The sequence below is a fragment of the Nonomuraea sp. 3N208 genome (assembly GCF_052245935.1).
In the GTDB taxonomy this organism is placed as follows: domain Bacteria; phylum Actinomycetota; class Actinomycetes; order Streptosporangiales; family Streptosporangiaceae; genus Nonomuraea.
On the sequence record NZ_JBQQBR010000003.1, the window covers coordinates 1 to 18,086 of the forward strand.

General features: G+C 69.4%; 21 protein-coding genes. 6 read left to right on the plus strand and 15 right to left on the minus strand.

Features of this window, described 5'->3' with window-relative positions; genetic code table 11:
* Positions 1 to 367: 367 nt before the first annotated feature.
* The gene (locus tag ACTWPT_RS04500) at positions 368 to 1,093 is read right to left on the minus strand and encodes a cation transporter (RefSeq protein ID WP_443175948.1); all 726 of its coding nucleotides are present in this window, start codon (positions 1,091 to 1,093) and stop codon (positions 368 to 370) included.
* Positions 1,090 to 1,530 (minus strand): ArsR/SmtB family transcription factor, encoded by a 441-nt coding sequence (locus tag ACTWPT_RS04505; protein ID WP_443175949.1) that lies wholly within the window; start codon positions 1,528 to 1,530, stop codon positions 1,090 to 1,092. The genes ACTWPT_RS04500 and ACTWPT_RS04505 overlap by 4 nt, the downstream gene beginning before the upstream one ends.
* A 254-nt stretch (positions 1,531 to 1,784) precedes the next feature.
* Between ACTWPT_RS04505 and arsM the strand changes: the two genes are divergently transcribed.
* From arsM to ACTWPT_RS04520, 3 genes are all read left to right on the plus strand, one after another.
* Complete coding sequence (gene arsM / locus ACTWPT_RS04510; protein WP_443175950.1) at positions 1,785 to 2,705, plus strand: arsenite methyltransferase; 921 nt, start codon at positions 1,785 to 1,787, stop codon at positions 2,703 to 2,705.
* A gap of 86 nt (positions 2,706 to 2,791) precedes the next feature.
* Positions 2,792 to 3,481 carry a TetR/AcrR family transcriptional regulator C-terminal domain-containing protein gene (locus ACTWPT_RS04515; protein WP_443175951.1) on the plus strand — a complete coding sequence of 230 codons (690 nt, stop codon included), beginning with the start codon at positions 2,792 to 2,794 and terminating at the stop codon, positions 3,479 to 3,481.
* Between the two features lie 319 nt (positions 3,482 to 3,800).
* Positions 3,801 to 7,139, plus strand: coding sequence for a S8 family serine peptidase (locus ACTWPT_RS04520; protein ID WP_443175952.1), 3,339 nt, complete (start codon positions 3,801 to 3,803; stop codon positions 7,137 to 7,139).
* 77 nt (positions 7,140 to 7,216) lie between these two features.
* On the opposite strand, the gene rpmF is transcribed toward ACTWPT_RS04520, so the two are convergent.
* The 5 genes from rpmF to rpmG are packed head-to-tail and all read right to left on the minus strand — an operon-like array spanning position 7,217 to position 8,328.
* A complete protein-coding gene (rpmF, locus tag ACTWPT_RS04525) occupies positions 7,217 to 7,384 on the minus strand; it encodes a 50S ribosomal protein L32 (protein WP_443175953.1) in 168 nt (55 codons plus the stop codon).
* A gap of 2 nt (positions 7,385 to 7,386) precedes the next feature.
* The gene (gene rpsN, locus ACTWPT_RS04530; protein ID WP_443175954.1) at positions 7,387 to 7,686 is read right to left on the minus strand and encodes a 30S ribosomal protein S14; all 300 of its coding nucleotides are present in this window, start codon (positions 7,684 to 7,686) and stop codon (positions 7,387 to 7,389) included.
* On the minus strand, positions 7,686 to 7,922 hold the full coding sequence (gene rpmB, locus ACTWPT_RS04535; protein WP_327588338.1) for a 50S ribosomal protein L28: 237 nt from the start codon (positions 7,920 to 7,922) through the stop codon (positions 7,686 to 7,688). The genes rpsN and rpmB overlap by 1 nt, the downstream gene beginning before the upstream one ends.
* Entirely contained in the window at positions 7,922 to 8,167 is a 246-nt protein-coding gene (locus tag ACTWPT_RS04540) for a type B 50S ribosomal protein L31 (protein WP_443175955.1), read from the minus strand. Before ACTWPT_RS04540 ends, rpmB begins: the two co-directional genes overlap by 1 nt.
* Complete coding sequence (gene rpmG / locus ACTWPT_RS04545; protein WP_433002009.1) at positions 8,164 to 8,328, minus strand: 50S ribosomal protein L33; 165 nt, start codon at positions 8,326 to 8,328, stop codon at positions 8,164 to 8,166. Before rpmG ends, ACTWPT_RS04540 begins: the two co-directional genes overlap by 4 nt.
* Positions 8,329 to 8,401: 73 nt before the next feature.
* Here rpmG and ACTWPT_RS04550 point away from each other — a divergent pair, with 73 nt between their 5' ends.
* Both ACTWPT_RS04550 and rpsR read left to right on the plus strand, forming a co-directional pair.
* Complete coding sequence (locus ACTWPT_RS04550; protein WP_443175956.1) at positions 8,402 to 9,544, plus strand: CobW family GTP-binding protein; 1,143 nt, start codon at positions 8,402 to 8,404, stop codon at positions 9,542 to 9,544.
* The gene (gene rpsR, locus ACTWPT_RS04555) at positions 9,541 to 9,768 is read left to right on the plus strand and encodes a 30S ribosomal protein S18 (RefSeq protein WP_443175957.1); all 228 of its coding nucleotides are present in this window, start codon (positions 9,541 to 9,543) and stop codon (positions 9,766 to 9,768) included. Before ACTWPT_RS04550 ends, rpsR begins: the two co-directional genes overlap by 4 nt.
* Positions 9,769 to 9,888: 120 nt before the next feature.
* Here the strand turns inward: rpsR and ACTWPT_RS04560 are convergent, their stop codons facing one another.
* From ACTWPT_RS04560 to ACTWPT_RS04595, 8 genes are all read right to left on the minus strand, one after another.
* Positions 9,889 to 10,617 carry a 2OG-Fe(II) oxygenase gene (locus ACTWPT_RS04560; RefSeq protein ID WP_443175958.1) on the minus strand — a complete coding sequence of 243 codons (729 nt, stop codon included), beginning with the start codon at positions 10,615 to 10,617 and terminating at the stop codon, positions 9,889 to 9,891.
* Positions 10,618 to 10,684: 67 nt separating this feature from the next.
* Positions 10,685 to 11,200 (minus strand): methylated-DNA--[protein]-cysteine S-methyltransferase, encoded by a 516-nt coding sequence (locus ACTWPT_RS04565; protein ID WP_443175959.1) that lies wholly within the window; start codon positions 11,198 to 11,200, stop codon positions 10,685 to 10,687.
* 208 nt (positions 11,201 to 11,408) lie between these two features.
* Complete coding sequence (locus ACTWPT_RS04570; RefSeq protein WP_443175960.1) at positions 11,409 to 12,992, minus strand: right-handed parallel beta-helix repeat-containing protein; 1,584 nt, start codon at positions 12,990 to 12,992, stop codon at positions 11,409 to 11,411.
* Positions 12,993 to 13,100: 108 nt separating this feature from the next.
* Complete coding sequence (locus ACTWPT_RS04575) at positions 13,101 to 14,378, minus strand: pectate lyase (RefSeq protein WP_443175961.1); 1,278 nt, start codon at positions 14,376 to 14,378, stop codon at positions 13,101 to 13,103.
* Positions 14,379 to 14,676: 298 nt separating this feature from the next.
* A complete protein-coding gene (locus tag ACTWPT_RS04580) occupies positions 14,677 to 15,255 on the minus strand; it encodes a dihydrofolate reductase family protein (RefSeq protein WP_443175962.1) in 579 nt (192 codons plus the stop codon).
* 57 nt (positions 15,256 to 15,312) lie between these two features.
* Positions 15,313 to 16,251, minus strand: coding sequence for a sigma-70 family RNA polymerase sigma factor (locus ACTWPT_RS04585; RefSeq protein ID WP_443175963.1), 939 nt, complete (start codon positions 16,249 to 16,251; stop codon positions 15,313 to 15,315).
* A 56-nt stretch (positions 16,252 to 16,307) separates the two neighbouring features.
* Positions 16,308 to 16,871: a hemerythrin domain-containing protein gene (locus ACTWPT_RS04590; protein ID WP_443175964.1), complete on the minus strand. Its 564-nt coding sequence runs from the start codon at positions 16,869 to 16,871 to the stop codon at positions 16,308 to 16,310.
* Positions 16,872 to 16,982: 111 nt separating this feature from the next.
* Entirely contained in the window at positions 16,983 to 17,237 is a 255-nt protein-coding gene (locus tag ACTWPT_RS04595; protein ID WP_443175965.1) for a dsRBD fold-containing protein, read from the minus strand.
* Between the two features lie 227 nt (positions 17,238 to 17,464).
* On the opposite strand from ACTWPT_RS04595, the gene ACTWPT_RS04600 reads away from it, so the two are divergent.
* Positions 17,465 to 17,938, plus strand: coding sequence for a MarR family winged helix-turn-helix transcriptional regulator (locus ACTWPT_RS04600; RefSeq protein WP_443175966.1), 474 nt, complete (start codon positions 17,465 to 17,467; stop codon positions 17,936 to 17,938).
* Positions 17,939 to 18,086 lie beyond the last annotated feature (148 nt).

The window sequence follows — 18,086 nt, forward strand, 5'->3', positions numbered from 1 at the left end:
AACTTCGAGAGGCTCCTGGATACGCGAAAAAGAGACGCGACGGGGACCAGCGGGTACGGCGGAGGCGTTGCGCGAGGCTGCCAACAGATGTCCTTCCGAGGGCTCGCGGCGGACTGACTACACGCACACCAGACAACCTCGCAACGTGAGCAAACAGAGCGGGCTGTCGAGAAGGCAGCGTGGAAGCACGAGCGTACTCGCTCTGATTTAATTTGTCCACGCTAAAGTGGACCCGTCTTACCGGGTCGCATTTTCAGGATGACGTACGCCGTCCGGCTTGTCAACCTCAATCGCCGCCCGCTACCCGACCAGCACGCCTCCGGGATCAGCGGCGCGATAGGCGGCACGAGGACCGGCGGGCGTCCGATCATCGCTTGTTCTCCTGAGTGGATGAGCAGCAGCCGTCGGCGCACCCGTCGGCCCCGGAGGAGACGGTGCCGCCGGACACGGTGTCGGCGGGGACCGCGCAGCAGACGTCCCCACGCCAGGCCTCGCGACCTTCCTTGACCGCGACGGCGGCGATGACCAGGGCCGCGATCGGGTCGGCCCAGGACCAGCCGAACAGGCTGTTGAGCGCCAGCCCCACGAGCAGGACCGCCGACAGGTAGGTGCACAGCAAGGTCTGCTTGGAGTCGGCCACCGCGGAGGCGGAGCCGAGCTCCCGCCCGGCCCGGCGTTGCGCCTGCGACAGGAACGGCATGACGACCAGCGACACGGCGGCCAGGACCAGGCCCGCCGCAGAGTGCTCGGCCTCCCCGACACCGAGCAGCGCCCGGACGGCGTCGAAGGTGACGTAGGCGGCCAGCGCGAAGAAGGAGATCGCGATGACGCGCAGCGCGGCCCGTTCCCGCTTCTCGTGGTCGGCGGCGGAGAACTGCCAGGCCACCGCGGCGGCCGAGGCGACCTCGACGATCGAGTCGAGGCCGAAGCCGATGAGGGCGGCGGAGGACGCGATGGTGCCGGCGGTGATGGCCACCGCGGCTTCGATCACGTTGTAGGTGATGGTGGCGGTCACCAGCAGCCGGACGCGGCGCTGCAGCAGCGCGCGCCGCGCCGGGGAGGGGCTCAGGCCGGAGAGGTGGACTGAGGTCATGCCACCACTTCCCCCGCCGGCAGCCTGCGGTGGACGCCGGCGACGCCGATCGGGCGGGCGACGGAGCCGGGGGCGGGGGCGGGGGCGGGGGCGGGACACAGCGCGACCGCGTGGCCGGTGGCGGCCAGCAGCTGCTCGGCTGAGGCGAGCAGGTCCATCAGTTCGGGCCTGGTGAGGGAGTAGAAGGACTGGCGGCCTTCGGCGCGATAGTCGACCAGATGGCAGTCGCGCAGGCAGGCCAGGTGCTTGGAGACGGTGGACTGGGCCAGGCCGAGCTCGGCGACGAGGTCCACCACTCGGGCCTCGCCGCGGGCCAGGCGTTGCACGATGCGCAGCCGGTTCTCATCGGCCAGGGAGTGGAACAGCGCGGCCGCCGGGGGGATGCCGGCGGCGATGTCCGCGCCGACACACGGACCGGCATCACTATCAATCGCCATATAGCGATGATAGTTCGATATCGACATGTCATGGCAACTTTGCAGTGACATTCTCCTATAACGATCTCCTGCACTGTTCGCGGCGGGCGTCGGGGTCGAGGACCGACGCCCTTTGATTCGACAGGCTTCTATATTGACATGTTTCTAAGCAGCGCGCGATGCTTGATTTGACAGACATCGATACAAGGCGGCGGCACCGTTCAGGTCAAGGGCGAGCCGCGTCAGCCCGGATCCCTTCCAGACGGGAGCGTGTGATGAGCGAGCAGTCCGTTCAACTGCGCGAGCAGGTACGCGAGCGATACGCGGCGGCCGCGACGGCGGTCACTGCCGGAGGAGCCGGCTGTTGCGGACCGCAAGAGATCGAGGAGGGCTTCGGCGCGGCCCTGTACGCCGCCGACGAGCGCGAGGGTCTGCCCGCCGAGGCGGTGGCGGCCTCCCTGGGCTGTGGCAACCCCACGGCCGTCGCCGAGTTGCGCGAGGGCGAGCGGGTGCTGGACCTGGGCTCGGGCGGCGGCATCGATGTGCTGCTGTCGGCCCGCCGGGTGGGCCCGACCGGTAAGGCATACGGGCTGGACATGACCGAGGAGATGCTCGCCTTGGCGCGCGCCAACGCCGCCAGGGCGGGCGCGGCGAACGTGGAGTTCCTCAAGGGCACGATCGAGTCCATCCCGCTGCCGGCCGCCAGCGTGGATGTGGTCATCTCCAACTGCGTCATCAACCTGTCGGTGGACAAGGACGCGGTGTTCACCGAGACCTACCGGGTGCTGATGCCCGGCGGCCGCCTCGGCGTCTCCGACGTCGTCGCCGACGACGCCCTCGCCCCCGCCCAGCGGGCCGAGCGCGGCGACTACGTCGGCTGCATCGCCGGCGCCCTGTCGTTCGCCGAATACCGGGCCGGGCTGCAGGCGGCCGGCTTCACCGACATCACCATCACCTCCACCCACCAGGTCGCCGACGGCATGCACTCGGCCATCGTCCGCGCCGTCAAGCCCGCCGAGGCCGGCCAGGGCGTGCCGGCGACGACCAGCGTGACGCAGTCCACGCCCCGGCGCGACGGAGCTCGCGGATCCTGCTGCGGGGTGTCGGCCTGCTGCACCCCTGGCGAGCGTGCCGAGGATCCGGCGCTCACCGTCGAGCAGGCCAAGACCGCCGGCGGGTGCGGCTGCCAGAGCTGACTCGTACTCGAAGGCGGGGCCGGTCTTGGTGGTGTTCCCAGTACGGAACTGTCTAGTATGGTTTCTCGCGGGTTCGAGGAGGCATAGTGGACCGACTACTGGGCACCGACCAGCCGGGGGCCGTCAAGCCGAGGCAGGGCGCGGCCGGCGCCGAGGAGGGTCGTACCGCGCGGAAACGGCGGGCGATCCTGAATGCGGCCACCGAGGTGTTCCTGCGACACGGCTACCTCGGCGCCAGCATGGACGAGGTGGCCGCCCGGGCCGCGGTCTCCAAGCAAACCGTTTACAAGCAGTTCGAGGACAAGGAACATCTCTTCGCCGAGATCATTCTCGGCACCACCGTCCAGTTGGTGGAAGGACTCGCGCAGGCCTACGCGAACACTCTCGATGAGGCCGCCGACGTGCGGCAGGCCTTCCGTGACCTCGCTCGGCGCCTTCTCGACAGCCTCACGCAGCCGGACGTTCTCCAGCTGCGACGCCTGGTCATCGCCGAGGCCGATAGGTTCCCCGACGTCTCCGCGGCCTGGTTCGAAGGCGCCTTCCACCCGGCGCTGGTGCTGCTGGGCGAATCGATGACGCAGCTGGCCGACCGCGGGATGCTCCGTGAGCTTCCCGACCCGACGTTGGCCGCCTACCAGTTCGCCGGGCTCGTCATGTACAAGCCGATGAACCAAGTGATGTTCGCCGGCACCGCGGCGCGGCCGGCCGCCGACGAACTCGAACACATCGCCGACCGAGCGGCCGAGGTGTTCCTCGCCGCCTATGGGCGCCCCTGAACGAGTGGAACGCAGGTTGCGCAACGTGTACGCCACGCGCGGCATGACGCCCCCGTGTGACAGCAACAGAAAGGGGTCGGTGTCGATCGCGAAATGTGCCGGATTGCCGACAGGATTCTGGCAAGTCAGTAGGGTTCCCGGTCAGATGATCTCTGCTTACACTCCGGTTCGGAACCGAGCGCCCCTACGGGCGCCCGTTGCGCTCGTCACCCGCCGGGGAGGGTCAGTGATCTCTCCGGTGCGCCACTGAACCGGGGTGACATGACGCCTCCTCGAGGGCCTGGCGAGTCCACGCAGCCCCTCGACGAGGAGGTACTTCGTGTCATCCAGCACCCTCTTATCCCGCGCGCGGCGGCTTGTCCCGGTCGCCGTCGGCCTGAGCGTCGCGGTGGCCATGGGCCCGGCGACGGCCCTGGCCACCCCGACACCGTCCCCGCCGGCCAAACAGTGGACGGCCACTCCCCTCACCCCCGCCGAGGTCGTCGACGGAGCCAAGTCCCCCACCGGCAAGCTCGCCAAGAGCGACCAGGCTCTGCTGCGCAACACGTCCCCGACGCCGGTCAACGTCGTGGTCAAGCTCGACTACGACTCACTGGCCGCCTACCAGGGCGGCCTGCCCGGTCTGCCGGGTACGAGCCCTGCCGTCACGGGCAGGGCTCTCGACACCAGGAGCGCCGAGGCCAGGCGGTACGGCGAGCACATCCAGGAGGTCGAGAACGCCTTCCTGAGCGAGCTGGCCAGGAACGTCCCCGGGGCCGTGGTCGGCCAGCGGATCAGGACGGTGTACGGCGGCATCGCGCTCCGCATCCCGGGCAACAAGGCGGCCGAGGTGCTGAAGCTGCCCGGCGCGGTCGCCGTACAGGAGGACAAGCCCCAGCAGTTGCTCACCGACTCCAGCCCGGCCTTCATCGGCGCCGGCACCGTCTACAACCGGCTCGGCGGCAGCGAATCGGCCGGCAAGGGCGTGATCGTGGGGGTCCTGGACACCGGCGCCTGGCCCGAGCACCCGTCTTTCGCCACCAGGTCCGGCCTGCCCGATCCCGGCCCCACCAAGGACGGCACGTCACGGGTCTGCGACTTCGGCGACAACCCGACGACTCCCGCCAACGACCCGTTCACCTGCAACAACAAGCTGATCGGCGGGCAGCCGTTCCTGGAGACGTACAACGCGGTCTTCGGCGGCGAGGTCTATCCCGACAGCGCCCGTGACTCCAACGGCCACGGCACCCATACCGCCAGCACATCTGCCGGCGGCCCGGTGGCCGACGCGAACCCGCTGGGCATCAGCCGGGGCCCCATCCACGGCATCGCGCCCGGCGCCGCGGTCTCGGTCTACAAGGTGTGCGGCGCGGAGGGCTGCTTCCCCTCGGACTCGGCGCAGGCGGTGGCGCGGGCCATCCTGGACGGCGTGCGGGTCATCAACTTCTCGATCTCCGGCGGCAGCGACCCGTACAGCGATCCGGTGGAGCTGGCGTTCCTCGACGCGTACGCGGCAGGCGTGCTGGTCTCGGCGTCGGCGGGCAACTCCGGGCCCGGCCCGGACACCACCGACCACCTCGGGCCCTGGACGACCACGGTGGCCGCCTCCACGCAGACCAGGACGTTTCAGTCCACGATCACGCTGACCGGCGGCGGTGCCACGGCGACGATCAAGGGTGCCTCCATCACGCCGGGGATCGGCTCGCCGCTGCCCGTGGTGCTCGCCTCGGCGCCGCCGTACTCACGGCCGCTGTGTGACGCCCCGGCGCCCGCCGGGTTGTTCACCGGCAAGATCGTCGCCTGCGAACGTGGCCCGAATCGGGTGCTGAAGGGCTACAACGTCATGCAGGGCGGCGCGGCCGGGATGATCCTCTACAACAGCTTCCCGTTCGACGTCTTCACCGACGCCCACTGGATCCCGTCGGTGCACGTCGACAAGCCGGAGGCCGACACCCTGCTGAGCTTCCTGTCCGCGCACCCGGACGCGGCCGCGTCCTTCACCCAGGGCGCCAAGAGCAGCTGGCAGGGCGACGCGATCACGCACTTCTCCTCGCGCGGCCCCGGCGGGGACTTCCTCAAACCGGACGTCACCGCGCCCGGGCTGCACATCATGGCGGGCATGACCCCGACCCCGGAATCGCCGATCGAAGGACCGCCGGGCAACCTCTATCAGGTCATCTCGGGCACCTCGATGTCGGCGCCACACGTGGCGGGGGCGGCCGCGCTGCTGTTCGCCCTGCATCCCGGCTGGACACCCGGTCAGGTGAAGTCGGCGCTGGAGACCACGGCGAAGACCGCGGTCACCAAGCAGGACCGGACCACTCCGGCGGACCCGTTCGACATGGGTGGCGGGCGCATCGACCTGAACAAGGCCGGCGACCCCGGACTGACGCTGGACGAGAGCGCGGCTCGCTTCGTCGCCTCCGCCGCCGACCCGCTCAACCGGATCGACCTCAACCTGCCCTCGGTGAACGCCCCCACCATGCCGGGCGTCATCACCGCCAAGCGCACGGTCACGAACGTGACGAACAGGACGCTCACGTTCACGACCTCGGGCAAGACCGTCAGTGGCGCCGACATCACGGTGCTGCCGCCGCGCTTCTCCGTCGCGCCAGGCAAGAGCGCCAAGCTGAGCGTGGTCATCACCGCGCCCGAGCTGCCCGACGGGCAGTACTTCGGTCAGGTGGACCTCAAGCAGGTCGGTGGCTCCCGCGCGCTGCACCTGCCGGTCGCGTTCTTCCGTAAGGAGGGCGCGGTGCCGGTCGACCAGACCTGCGCGCCGGACACCATCGCGAGGAACACCGGCGAGTCCACCTGCACGGTCACCGTGCAGAACAACACGCTCCAGAACGCGGAAGTGACCGCACTCAGCACGCTCGACTCCCGCCTGCGCCTGAACAGCGTCACGGGAGCTAACAAGATCGGCACTCAGGTCGCGACCACCAAGGCGACGCTGGCCGCCAGGCAGCCCGCCAGGCCGACGATCGCACCGGGCGCGGGACCGGCCGGGTACGTCCCGCTGGACTCCTTCGGCGTCACCCCGATCCCGGTCGGTGACGAGCAGGCGGTGAACTTCACCCTTCCCGCGTTCACCTTCGCCGGCCAGAGCTACACCAGGCTCGGCGTGACCTCCAACGGCTACAGCGTCGCGGGCGGCGCCACGTCCGGCGACATCACGTTCACCCCGCAAACGCTGCCCGACCCGGCGCGCCCGAACGGCGTGCTCGCCCCCTACTGGACCGACCTCGACGGCACCGGCGCCCCGGGCATCCTCGCCACGATCCTGACCGACGGACCCAACCGCTGGCTGGTGGTGGAGTGGCGGCTGAACCTCTTCGGCACCACCGACACCAAGGTGTTCCAGCAGTGGATCGGGCTCAACGGCGCCGAGGACGTCAGCTACGCCTACGACCCGGCCAACCTCCCCGGCGCGCCTCCGGCGAGCTACGGCCTGACCGTGGGCGCCGAGAACGAGGAGGGCACCGCGGGCGACCAGATCACCGGGCCGCCCACCGAGGACCTCGTCGTCCGGAGCACACCCGCGGTTCCCGGCGGCACCCTGACGTACTCGATGAAGGTCAAGGGGGTCAGCACGGGGGTCGGCAAGGTGACGACGGCCACCTCCACACCGCAGGTCCGGGGAATCACCGTCGAAGTGGACAAGATAACCGTCCAATGATCTGACGGCGGCCGCGGGCGGCACCACCGCCCGCGGCTGCACCAGGCGCTCGTGCGCGCGCCGGTGACCGGGTCACCTCAATCGATGGTGATCAACCCACGCTGGTAGGCGCGGACGAGCGGGCGCGGCACGAGCAGTTGCCGGCCGTTCAAGGTGATCGGCACCAGGTCGGGCGCGGTGGCCTTCCACTGGCTGCGCCGGTGGCGGGTGTTGCTGCGCGAGGTCTTGCGCTTGGGTACGGCCATGGTTACCAGCTCGCCTTCGTGATGCCGGGCAGCTCCCCGCGATGGGCCATCTCGCGGAAGCGCACCCGCGAAAGGCCGAACTTGGTCAGGTGCCCGCGGGGGCGGCCGTCGACGGAGTCGCGGTTGCGCACGCGGGTGGCGCTGGCGTCGCGAGGCTGGCGGGCGAGCTCGCGCACAGCCTGGTCCCGTTCCTGCGGGGTGCCGGTACGGACGATCTCCTTCAGCGCGGCCCGCCGCTCCGCGTAGCGCTGGACCACGGCCTTGCGCCGCTCGTTGGCGGCGATCTTGCTCTTCTTGGCCATCAGACCTTCTCTCCTCGGGCCCGAATCCGGGCGACGGCCTGCTCGATGCCGATCTTGTCGATGGTCTTGATCGCGCGGGCACTGACCGTGAGCTGGACGAAGCGATCCTCGCTGGGCAGCCAGTAGCGGCGGCGCTGAATGTTGGGGTTCCAGCGGCGCCGGGTGCGCCGGTGGGAATGGGAGACGTTGTTGCCGAAGACCGGCTTGACGCCGGTGAGCTGGCAGTGTGCGGACATCAGGTCCTTCCGTAACGCTGCTTGAACCGCTCGACGCGCCCGGCGGTGTCCAGGACGCGGCTGCGGCCGGTGTAGAAGGGGTGGCTCGCCGAGGACACGTCGACGTCCACCACCGGGTAGGTGTTGCCGTCGGTCCACACGATCGTCTTGTCGCTCGTCATCGTGGAGCGCGTGAGGAACGCGAAGTCCGCGCCGGGATCGCGGAAGACGACCGGGCGGTACTCGGGGTGGATGCCCTTCTTCATCGCTCCTCCCGGAAGAGCACGTGCTGGCGGATGGTCGGGTCGTACTTGCGGAGGGTGAGCCTGTCGGGGTTGTTTCTGCGGTTCTTTCTGGTCACGTATGTGTAGCCGGTGCCTGCCGTGGATCGGAGTTTGATCACGGGGCGCAGCTCATTTCTGGCCACAGCGGCTCCTTTCTGCTTGCGGCGATGTGCCATGATAACGACAACGATTTTCATCACCGCAACTGGAGGCTCAGTGCCAACCCCCGTCGTCCTGGTCGCGGGACTCCACGGCGCGGCCCGCACCGCCGCCGTCGAGCAGCTGCTTGCCGACCATCCCGGCTCCGTCGCCATCCACCACGACCTGCGCGAGGTCACCCACGGGCGCGTCCAGCGCAGCGTCCGCGACACGACAGGTGTGCTGGACACGGCCGAGGTGCGGCTCGCCCACGGCTGCGTCACCTGCACCGTGCGCGAGGACCTGCTCCCCCAGCTCGTCATGCTGGCGCCCCGCTCGGCACTGCTGGTCGTGGACCTGTGGGACTCCGTGGAGCCGCGCTCGGTGGCCGAGGCCGTCGACTGCGACGAAGCCCGTGACGTGCTGCGGCTCACCGCCGTTCTCACTGCATTGGACGCCGAGGACATGCCCGAGGACATCACCCGCGGCGAGCCACTCAGCGAGGTCGGCAAGCCCGCGGCCGCCGGGGACCGGCGTTACCTGGCCGAGGTCCTGGCCCGGCAGCTCGAGTACGCCACCGGCCTGGTGCTGCACGGCGGCGACGAGGACGATCAGGACCTGTCGCGGCGAGTGCTCGCCCACCTGGCCCCCATCAGCCCTATCCACACCGTCCACGCCCTGCCGCCGGTCACCGGCGCGGCCCTGTGCACCGGAGAGCTCGCCGAACGGGTGGATCCCGCCACCGCCCAGCTGCCCTACGACGCCCAGACCGACGAGATCGTCACCATGGTCTGGCGCAGCCGTCGCCCGCTGCATCCCGGCCGCCTCTTCGAGGCCGTCGACGAGCTGGTCGTCGAGTCGGTACGCGCACGCGGCCGCTTCTGGCTGGCCACCCGGCCGGACCAGCTGCTGGCCTGGGACTCCGTGGCCGGGATCGTCTCGGTCGAGGACGCCGGCCCTTGGCTCGCCGCGCTGCCGGAGGCCGCCTGGGACCTGGTCTCCCCCGCCCGCCGGCTGGCCGCCGCCCTCGACTGGGACCCCGAGCGCGGCGACCGCGTCCAGCACCTGGTCTTCACCGGCCCCGACCTCGACATCGACCGCTTCCGCGCGCTGCTCGACTCCTGCCTGCTCACCGAGGCGGAGGAGCGCGCCGGTCTCGACGCCTGGACCCGTTACGACGACCCGTTCGCCGCCATCCTCACTCTCAGGGAGAACGTGTGAAGAACCACCGCGTCCCGCGCCGCAAGCCCAACCCGCTCCTGCACGTCGACCAGATCGACTACAAGGACACGAACCTGCTGCGCAAGTTCGTCTCCGACCGGGGCAAGATCCGCAGTCGCCGGGTCACCGGCATCACCGTTCAGCAGCAACGCCAGATCGCCAAGGCCATCAAGACCGCCCGCGAGATGGCCTTGCTTCCCTACGCCTCTCGTCCCAGCGCATGATGCCGCTTACCGTCCCTGTCGGGATGCCCCGGCGCACGCCCCATCCGTGACACCGGCCCCGGCCATGCAGACCGCGTACGGCCGGGTACCGGCCGCGACCGCTATGGTCACGTCGGCGCGTCAGGCGGCGTCGTGGAAGACCAGGCCGAGTGTGTGCCGCCTGCCGCGCCGTACCGTGCTGACGCCGTGCCGCACCGGTGCGGCCGACCAGCCTCGCGCCGAGGCCACGGGGCGGTCGCGGGTGGTGAAGATCAGACCGTGGCCTTGGGGCAGCAACGTCACCGTGCCGCGTGACTGGGCCCTGGGCCGCTGCTCGACCAGCAGGAACTCCCCGCCGCTGTAGTCGCTGCCCGGCTCGTCCAAGCCGACCACGACCTGCATCGGGAACACCAGGTCCCCGTACAGGTCGCGGTGCAGCGCGTTCCAGTCGCCGTCGCGATAGCGCAGCAGGATCTGCGTCGACTTGGTCTGCCCGGCCTGGTGGCACATGTCCAGCCAATCGTCCAAGGTGTCCGGCCAGGGAGCGGGCTTGCCGAGCTTGGCCGCCCAGTCGCGGGCGATCGGCAGTAGCCGCGGATAGAGCGCCTGCCGCAGCTCCTCGACCAGGGCGGGGAAGGGCCGGTGGAAGTAGCGGTACTGGCCGCGGCCGAACCGCAGCCGTTCCATGTCGATCGTGGATCGGAACAGTGCGGCCTCGTCGTAGAGCGCGGAGATGCTGCGGCACTCGTCCGCGGTCAGGAGTGGGCCGGTCAGCGCGCAGCCGTGCGCGTTCATCTCCTCGGCCAGGGTGGCCCAATCGGCGGCGGCCACGCGTTCGCGCGGATGGGCCTGCGTCGTCGCAGTCACCATGAGGGTCCTCCAGTCGCTTTCGCGGTGATGAGGGTGGGCCCGGACCGGCGGGCCCACCGTCGTGCGGTCACGCGGGCAGGAGCTGCAGCGCGCCCTCGTGAGCCAGGAGGAACTGCTTGCGCTCGACGCCGCCCGCATACCCGGTCAGCGCGCCGCTCGCGCCGATCACGCGGTGGCACGGCCGTACGATCAGCAGCGGGTTGGCGCCAACGGCGGCGCCCACCGCGCGGATCCGGTCGCGGGCCGCGCCGACCTGCTCGGCGAGCTTGCCGTAGGTGGTCGTGCTGCCGGACGGGATGCTCTCCAGCGCAGCCCACACCTTCTCCTGGAACGCCGTCCCGCGTGGCACCACGTAGTCCAGGTCGAAGCCGCTGCGCTCGCCCGCGAAGTACTCCCGCAGCCGGCGCTCGGCCTCCGCGAACGCCTCGTGGTCGCGGTCCCACTGCGGCTGGACGTCCGGCGCGCCGGCCGCCTCGAGGAACGACACCGACGCCAGCGCGACTCCTCCGCGCGCGACCGTGGACCTCTCACCCACCAGCAGCAGCTCACCCAGCGGGCTGTCGATCGTCGCGTAGATACTCACCGTCCGCACTCTCCTTCGTCGCGTCTGTGTCTTGTTCGACACCACCGCCGCCACAGATCTCGGCGGCATTCAGACATCACGCTGCGGTGGCCGCATGCGCGGGGTGCGCACTGCCTCGCACCTGCTCTCATCAACGTTAGGGCAGGCCACAGCGATGGTCTGGCGGTTATCGGACGTGACGCTGCCGCCCCGGGTCAGTGGGCGGCTGTCAGAGCCGGGCTCCGACGTCGGCGCCGTTGGAGGGATGCAGGAAGGCGGAGGTGCGGATCGAGCCGTCGGCGTTGCGCGGCCCCGTGATGGTGCTCGGGTCGGTACTGGTGAAGGACCAGCTGCCGCCGATGTTCCACGAGTTGCCGGTACCGCTCGAGTTGGCGCCCAGCGACACGTTGGTGCCGTTGGCGACGGCGAGGTTCTTGGTCAGCGTCGCGTCGGCGTCGGCGAAGTCGAAGCCGGTGCCGGGGTTGTCCCAGGCGGTGCAGTGGTCGATCACCATCTGGCCGGGGTTGGCGTTGTCGATGAAACCACCGGTGGCGTTGTCCCAGGCCATGCTGTTGCGGACCACGTGTGCCGCCGGCAGATCCTCGTCTCCGCCGCCGAGCTTGAACCCGTTGCCGTCACCGGTGTAATCGGGCAGGTTCCAGCGGTTGAAGCCGTTGCCGTAGGCGATGCTGTTCTCCACCGTCACCGGGGACAGGAACTCCCAGAAGTCCAGGCCGTCGTCGGAGTTGTTCCACAACCTGGCGCCACGCACCACGTTGCCCGAGCCGGAGCCCTCCTTGATGGCCAGACCGTCGGCGCTCTCACCGTTGTTGCGGGGATCACGGTTGCCGTACGCGTCCAGGTTGATGATCTGGTTGCCGCTGGACGCGCCCTGGAGGTGCAGCCCGCTTTCGTAGTTGTCCCTTGTGATGAGTCGCTCGAAGACATTGTTGTTGGTGTCCAGGCCGAAGACGGCGTACGGACCGTGGATGATCTCCAGGCCGATCAACCGCCAGTAATCGCCCTCGATGTGGATCGCGCCGCGTTCCGGGCGGGGGATGCTGCCGCCGACCGGGGCCGGGGTGTGCGGCATGTTCTCGCCGTCGATGACGACCCGCTCGCCGTTGTAGTTGGTCATCGTGATCGGGGCGCTCGCGGTGCCGTTCTTCAGCAGCTGGATGTTGGTGCTCGGAGCGTACGTGCCGCCGCGGACGAGGATCGTGTGCCCCGGCTGCGCGAGGTCGACGGCGCGCTGGATCGTCCGCAGCGGTTGCGCCAGCGTGCCGGCGTTGCTGTCGCTGCCGTCGGTCGCGACGTAAAGGGTGTTGCCCGGCGGTGGTGTGCCGTCCGTGGTGAAGTCGATGAAGTCGATGTTCGGCAGGCCGCTTGAAGCCGTCGGGCTGAAGCGGATCGTGTTGCTCCCGGAGTTCACCGAAACGGTCAACGTCTTCGTGACCCACGTCGACCACGCGCCGGTGCCCTCGAACGACACCGACTGCACGGTCGAACCGTTGATCACGAGACTGGCGGGCCGGCTCGTCGTGGTCCCGTTGGCGTAGCGGACCGCCACCGTCGCGGCGCCCGCGGCCGACGCGTTCACCGTGAACTGCGCCGCCGCGCCCCCAGCGTTGCCGGCGTTGCAGAAACCGGTCCCCGAGTAGCCGGAGTGATTGGAGTCGATGGTGCCGTCGCACGTCGCGGGAGCGGCTTCCGCCTCATAGCGAGTGGTCGCCGCCGCCGTGGCAGCGGGTAACACCACGATCGCGCCTGCTGCCAGGGCGGCGCATGCGATGAACGGTCTCAGTCTCATCATCTTTCTCCGATGGTGTCGGTCAGGCGCCGCGGGCGCAGGCACGCGGCGCCCTCATGGCGGGTGCGGCCCGATGCCGGTAGGCGGGCCGCACCCGCCTACCGGAGGCCTCTATCGGTAGGTGATGTCGGACGAGGAGTAGAGGCAGTTCACACCGTCGGCGCCCTCGCCGATCTTCACCGGCTCGCTGCCCTTCGGCACACCTCGGTACTTCTCACAGATCACGGCGCTGCCGTACACCGTGATCCGGCTGAAGCGCCCGGTGTCGCCCCAGTTCGTGTTGATCCCGGCCAGCACCTTGGTAGTCCGCGCCGTGACACCGTCCATCACCACGTGCCGCTGATAGGACGTGGAGCAGTTACCGCAGGCCCGGTACAACTTGCCGGAACTGTGCACCTGGAAGTTCTTGATCGTCACCGTGCCGGCGCCGTTGTGCTGGAACACCTTGTCCGCACCCGACTTGGCACCGCCACCGTCCACCAGGTACGTCGCCGAGGAACTGGAGGACTTGAACGTGGCCGCATCCTCACCGACGTCGTTCCACCACACGTTGCGGATCGTGCACGAACCCTCGCAGTGGATACCGTCACCGGCCGGGGCATCGATGATGACGTTCTGGATCGTGCCCCCATTGGGCACCACGAACATCGGATCCTGGCTCTCGCTCTGACCGCCGTCGCCGATGCCGTAGTAACGCTTCATCCCACCGTCGAAGAACGACCCGGTGTTGCGGGTCGTCGTCTGATGCACGCTGCCGGTGTCGCTCGGCCAGGCACCGCTGCCGTCACCACCGCCAGAGCCGCCGGTGGGGGTGACAGTCGGGGTGGCGGTCGGGGTCGGGTCGGGCGAGGTGCTGCCGCCGGCGGCCCGCAGCGCCCATTGCTTGGTGGCCACCGAGTCGCAGGAGTTCTGCTGGAGCAGGGCATTGACCGCGGTGGAGTTGTCCTTGACGTTCAGGCACTTGCCGCCGTTGGTATTGACCACCCGGTAGTTGGACCCTGAGGCGGTGAGCTGCCAGGTCTGTGAGGCGGCCCCGGTGCAGGTCTCCTGCTGGACCGGCTTGCCGGCACTGGTGGAGGCGTCGCGGACGCCGAGGCACTTGCCGCTGTGGGCAGCCTTGATCTGGTAACCGCCGCCTGAGGCGGTGACGGTGAAGACCTGTCCTGCCGTGCCGGCGCAGGTGGTCTGAACGAGCTGAACGCCGTCGGAGGTGCTCTGCCCGGGTACGGCGGCGCACAGGCCGCTGCCGGTGTTGGCCAGCGTGTAGTTGCCGTTGGAGGGAGCGGCCGAAGCAGGCATGGCGGCCAAGACCGTCAGCCCACCGGTCATCATGAGACCGGCGGTCAGCGTGATGGCCAGCCTGATGGAGGGACTTCTGCGTTTCCGCACTTCAACTCCGTTCGATGAGGTGTGCTTGCCGAACCTGAGACACGACGGCATGACGGCGTGACGCCGTGCGGGCGTGCGCCATGCGGACACCACTCGGAATGCGCTTACCGACTTACGGTAAGCGCTTTCCGAGGCGTTGGAGGAGTGAAGCACAGGGCGGTCGATGGCGAGAAGCCCTCAATGGCGGCGCGAACGGCCGGCTCGTCATCCGGCCAGGTCAAGCCGCATGCCGAGCACCTGCCCAAGTTGCAACGTACGGTGAAAGTTTCACCGCAGGGTCAGCGGGCCGGTTGGCGCGTCATGCGCCGGCGTCTGCTCCAGGGCGAGGCGGCCGGCCGTACCGCGCGAGGACGGCGGCGCCGGCCTGCTCTGCGGACCGGCACTCCAGGTACGTGGCCGGGCCGTCGGCCGGAAAGAGCCGGTCGCCGGTGCCCAGGATCGTGGGGAAGGTCAATAGCCGGTACTCATCGATCAGGTCCGCGGCCATCAGCGCATGCACGACGCTCAGGCTGCCGGCGACGATCACGTCGCGCCGCTCACACTTCACGGCGTCCATGAGGTCGCCGTCGATGACCTGGGAGTTCACCCACGCCGACGCGTCTGTCAGCGTACGGGAAGCGACCAGCTTCGGCACGGCGTTCATCCGCGCGGAGAACGGGTCGTCGCGCCCTGGCCAGAGCTGGGAGAACAACTGCCAGGTCCTGCGCCCCAGCAGCATGACGCCGTCATCCAGCGTGCTGCCCAGCTGGAATTTGTCCCCGGCGACGGCCTCGGGACCGTGCCGGAATGCCCACCCTCCGGTCGGCGTGCCCCCGGACCCGTCAGGGTCGGACACGATCCCGTCCAGAGTGATGAACTGAATGACGATGACGCTCACGATGGGTGTTCCTTTCGCTCGATGCTCACCCGTACGTACCGGCGGCATCGGCCCGGCTCATCGCGCCTGGCGAAATTCGTCGGAAGGAATCCGTTCGGGCAGGTCGAACGCCTTGAACACGCGTGGATCGGCGAACACGACGTTGTGCGCGACCCGAGCACCGGTGACCGTGAAGACCTGGAGTGTGTGCAGCCGACGCCCGCCGCCCGGCTCCGGCGCGTACGCGGCGAGCGCGGGCTGCCCGTTCGCGGTGAGCTGCCTCATGCCCCAGCCCGTCCCCCGCATCTCGAACACGCGGCGCATGAACAGGCCGTAGTCGCGGCTGCCCCGGTACCACAACGGCACCGGCGGCATCTCCAAGACCGCCTCGTCCGTGAGAAGCCGCACGAGCGCGGGGACGTCGGCCGCCTCGAAGGCCCGCACGTACCGTTGGATCACTGCGCGTACCTCGGGATCGTCCGGCTCGGCGACCTCGCCGACGTCGCCTGCTGCCTCGAGGGCGCCGCGGGCCCGCTGCAGGGCGCTGTTCACGGCCGTGGCCGTGGTCCCCAGCTGCGTGGCGACCTCCGCGGCGCTGAACTCCAGCACCTCGCGGAGCACGAGCACGGCACGCTGCCGCGGCGGCAGGACCTGTATCGCCGCCACCAGCGCCAGCCGCAGGTCGGCCCGCGCCCCCACGTCGAACCGCGCGTCGGGAAACGGCTGTAGCCAGGGGATGTCGAGCGCCGGCGTCAGCGGTGCTCCGGGGTCGTCGCTCGGCGCTCCCAGCCCGGACGGCAACGGCCGCCGCGCACGCCCCTCCAACGCGGTCAGGCACACGTTGGTCGCGATCCGGTAGAGCCAGGTCCGCACGGACGCACGGGTGTGGTCGTAGCGGTCGCGGGCCTTCCACGCGCGCAGCATCGTCTCCTGCACCAGGTCCTCGGCCTCGTGGAACGAGCCCAGCATCCGGTAGCAGTAGGCCACCAGCTCACCACGGTAAGGCTCGAAGTCCACGAACCCATCATGGCGCATATGTCAGGTCAGCCTGCCCGGCGCCTGCGATGACTCGATCAGGAGCGACCCCGGCCGGTAAGTGCATCGCGTATGCGGTCGACCAGCCCGATTCCAGGGGCCAGCAGTTTGTTGGCCGGCGGGGTGTCGGGGGCGGCGGGGTGTGGACGGGTAGGGGCCATCTTCTTGGCCCGCATCACCTGGCCGCCCAATTCCAGGAGCTGGGCCTCGGGACAGGCCTGCCGCAGCCGCGGGAACAGGTCGTTCTCCTCCTCCTGCATGTGGTGGCGGATCTGGCTCATCAACCGCTCCAGCGTGGGCCAGAATTCCGTGTCGGACGACTCCAACCCTTCCAGCTGCTTCATCGTCTGCTCGGCCGCGGCGTGCTCGGCGATCTCCTCATCTGCCAGCGAATCGCCACCCGGCACGTGCTCGCGCACCGTCGGATACAGGTAGGCCTCCTCGGCCACCGAGTGGCGCACCAACTCGATGACCACCTGCTCCGCCAGGAGCTCGGCCTTCTCATCGATCCGGCCGACCATATGCTCCAGCCGACTGAACATCTCCTCGACCTCGCGGTGGTCGGTGACCAGCACCGCGATCATATCCTGTTGTCCGTTCATCAACGGGCTCCTTCGTGATGTCGCGCTTGACGGCGGTAAGAGGCTGGCCGGCGCACCGCAGAGCCGTACGCCGAGGACTCCTGGACCGAGGTCAGGGCGCTGGTCGGAGCATCAGGTGGCCGACCGGACGTTCTCGCGGACGTCCTTGGTCGCCACGCCCAGCAGTTTGCCGGTCAGATCGATCAGTGCGCGGCCGACGGCCAGCTCTTCACCGATCTGCGGGGCAGGCGGGTCAGCCGGGTTGCGGTGGGCTTCGCCGCACCCGGTCAACCGCACGTCGGCTGGGCTGGTCAAGGTGACGTACGCGGTGGCAAGATCGCCGGACTCGGCGATGTCGATCTGAATGGACCATTGTCTGTCGGCCATGGGTCTCACCTCATTGGTACCTCACTGTCGCGCTACCCCAGGTCATGTGGGCAAACGCGGCTCTCGGAGGTAACCGGGCAGTGCGGCCCCGGGCGCCGCAGGCACATCCGCCACAGCGCCGTCTCGCGGAGCTCCCGCTCGTCGTACGTCGGCCCAGCGCCCCGGCGCCAGGTCCAGAATGCGGCAGGCGACACCCCGGCAGGCCAGGCGCTTCCTATGCTGGGGATATGGAGGTTCGCAGGACGGACACCCCGCAGGCCGAGGTCGTCGACCATCGGGCTCTCGCTGTCGCCCTGCTCGAAATCTCCTCCCATGTGCGCCGGAGATCCCACCAAGGCACCGGCATCCCGCCGCTGTCCAGCGGGGTGCTCGACATCCTGCGCGTGATCGACGACCATCCCGGGATCACGGTCGCCGAGGTCGCCGCGCGCCTCGGCCGGCAGATGAGCAACGTCAGCACCGCGCTGCGCGAGCTGGTCGCCCTCGGCCTGGTGACCCGCGGCCGCGAGACCGCCGACAAGCGATGCGTCACCTTGCGTCCCACGGCGGAAAGCCTGCGGATCAAGACGCTCCTGGAGAGCGTGTGGGCCGGCGACCTCGCGGCGGGGACCTCCAGACTGCTGCCTGCCGAACGGGCGCAGATCCAGGCCAGCCTGCCGGCACTCAAACGTCTCGCCTCCGTCCTCGCTGACCTGGGGTAATGCGTCACACCGTCACGGCACACGTTCAGCGTTGGGATCGTCGCCGTGGTGTGCGCTCCATTCGTGCGACGTCGCCGCCAGGATTGAAGACTCCGATCAATTGCCCCAATAAAAACCTATTTGATTCAACTTCGATCACTTTCGATCG

Coding starts and splice junctions, on each gene's coding strand:
- ACTWPT_RS04500 (WP_443175948.1), bottom strand. CDS start 1,093: ATGACCTCAGTCCACCTCTCCGGCCTGAGCCCCTCCCCGGCGCGGCGC.
- ACTWPT_RS04505 (WP_443175949.1), bottom strand. CDS start 1,530: ATGGCGATTGATAGTGATGCCGGTCCGTGTGTCGGCGCGGACATCGCC.
- arsM (WP_443175950.1), top strand. CDS start 1,785: ATGAGCGAGCAGTCCGTTCAACTGCGCGAGCAGGTACGCGAGCGATAC.
- rpmF (WP_443175953.1), bottom strand. CDS start 7,384: ATGGCCGTACCCAAGCGCAAGACCTCGCGCAGCAACACCCGCCACCGG.
- rpsN (WP_443175954.1), bottom strand. CDS start 7,686: ATGGCCAAGAAGAGCAAGATCGCCGCCAACGAGCGGCGCAAGGCCGTG.
- rpmB (WP_327588338.1), bottom strand. CDS start 7,922: ATGTCCGCACACTGCCAGCTCACCGGCGTCAAGCCGGTCTTCGGCAAC.
- ACTWPT_RS04540 (WP_443175955.1), bottom strand. CDS start 8,167: ATGAAGAAGGGCATCCACCCCGAGTACCGCCCGGTCGTCTTCCGCGAT.
- ACTWPT_RS04560 (WP_443175958.1), bottom strand. CDS start 10,617: ATGGTGACTGCGACGACGCAGGCCCATCCGCGCGAACGCGTGGCCGCC.
- ACTWPT_RS04570 (WP_443175960.1), bottom strand. CDS start 12,992: ATGATGAGACTGAGACCGTTCATCGCATGCGCCGCCCTGGCAGCAGGC.
- ACTWPT_RS04590 (WP_443175964.1), bottom strand. CDS start 16,871: ATGAACGGACAACAGGATATGATCGCGGTGCTGGTCACCGACCACCGC.
- ACTWPT_RS04595 (WP_443175965.1), bottom strand. CDS start 17,237: ATGGCCGACAGACAATGGTCCATTCAGATCGACATCGCCGAGTCCGGC.
- ACTWPT_RS04600 (WP_443175966.1), top strand. CDS start 17,465: ATGGAGGTTCGCAGGACGGACACCCCGCAGGCCGAGGTCGTCGACCAT.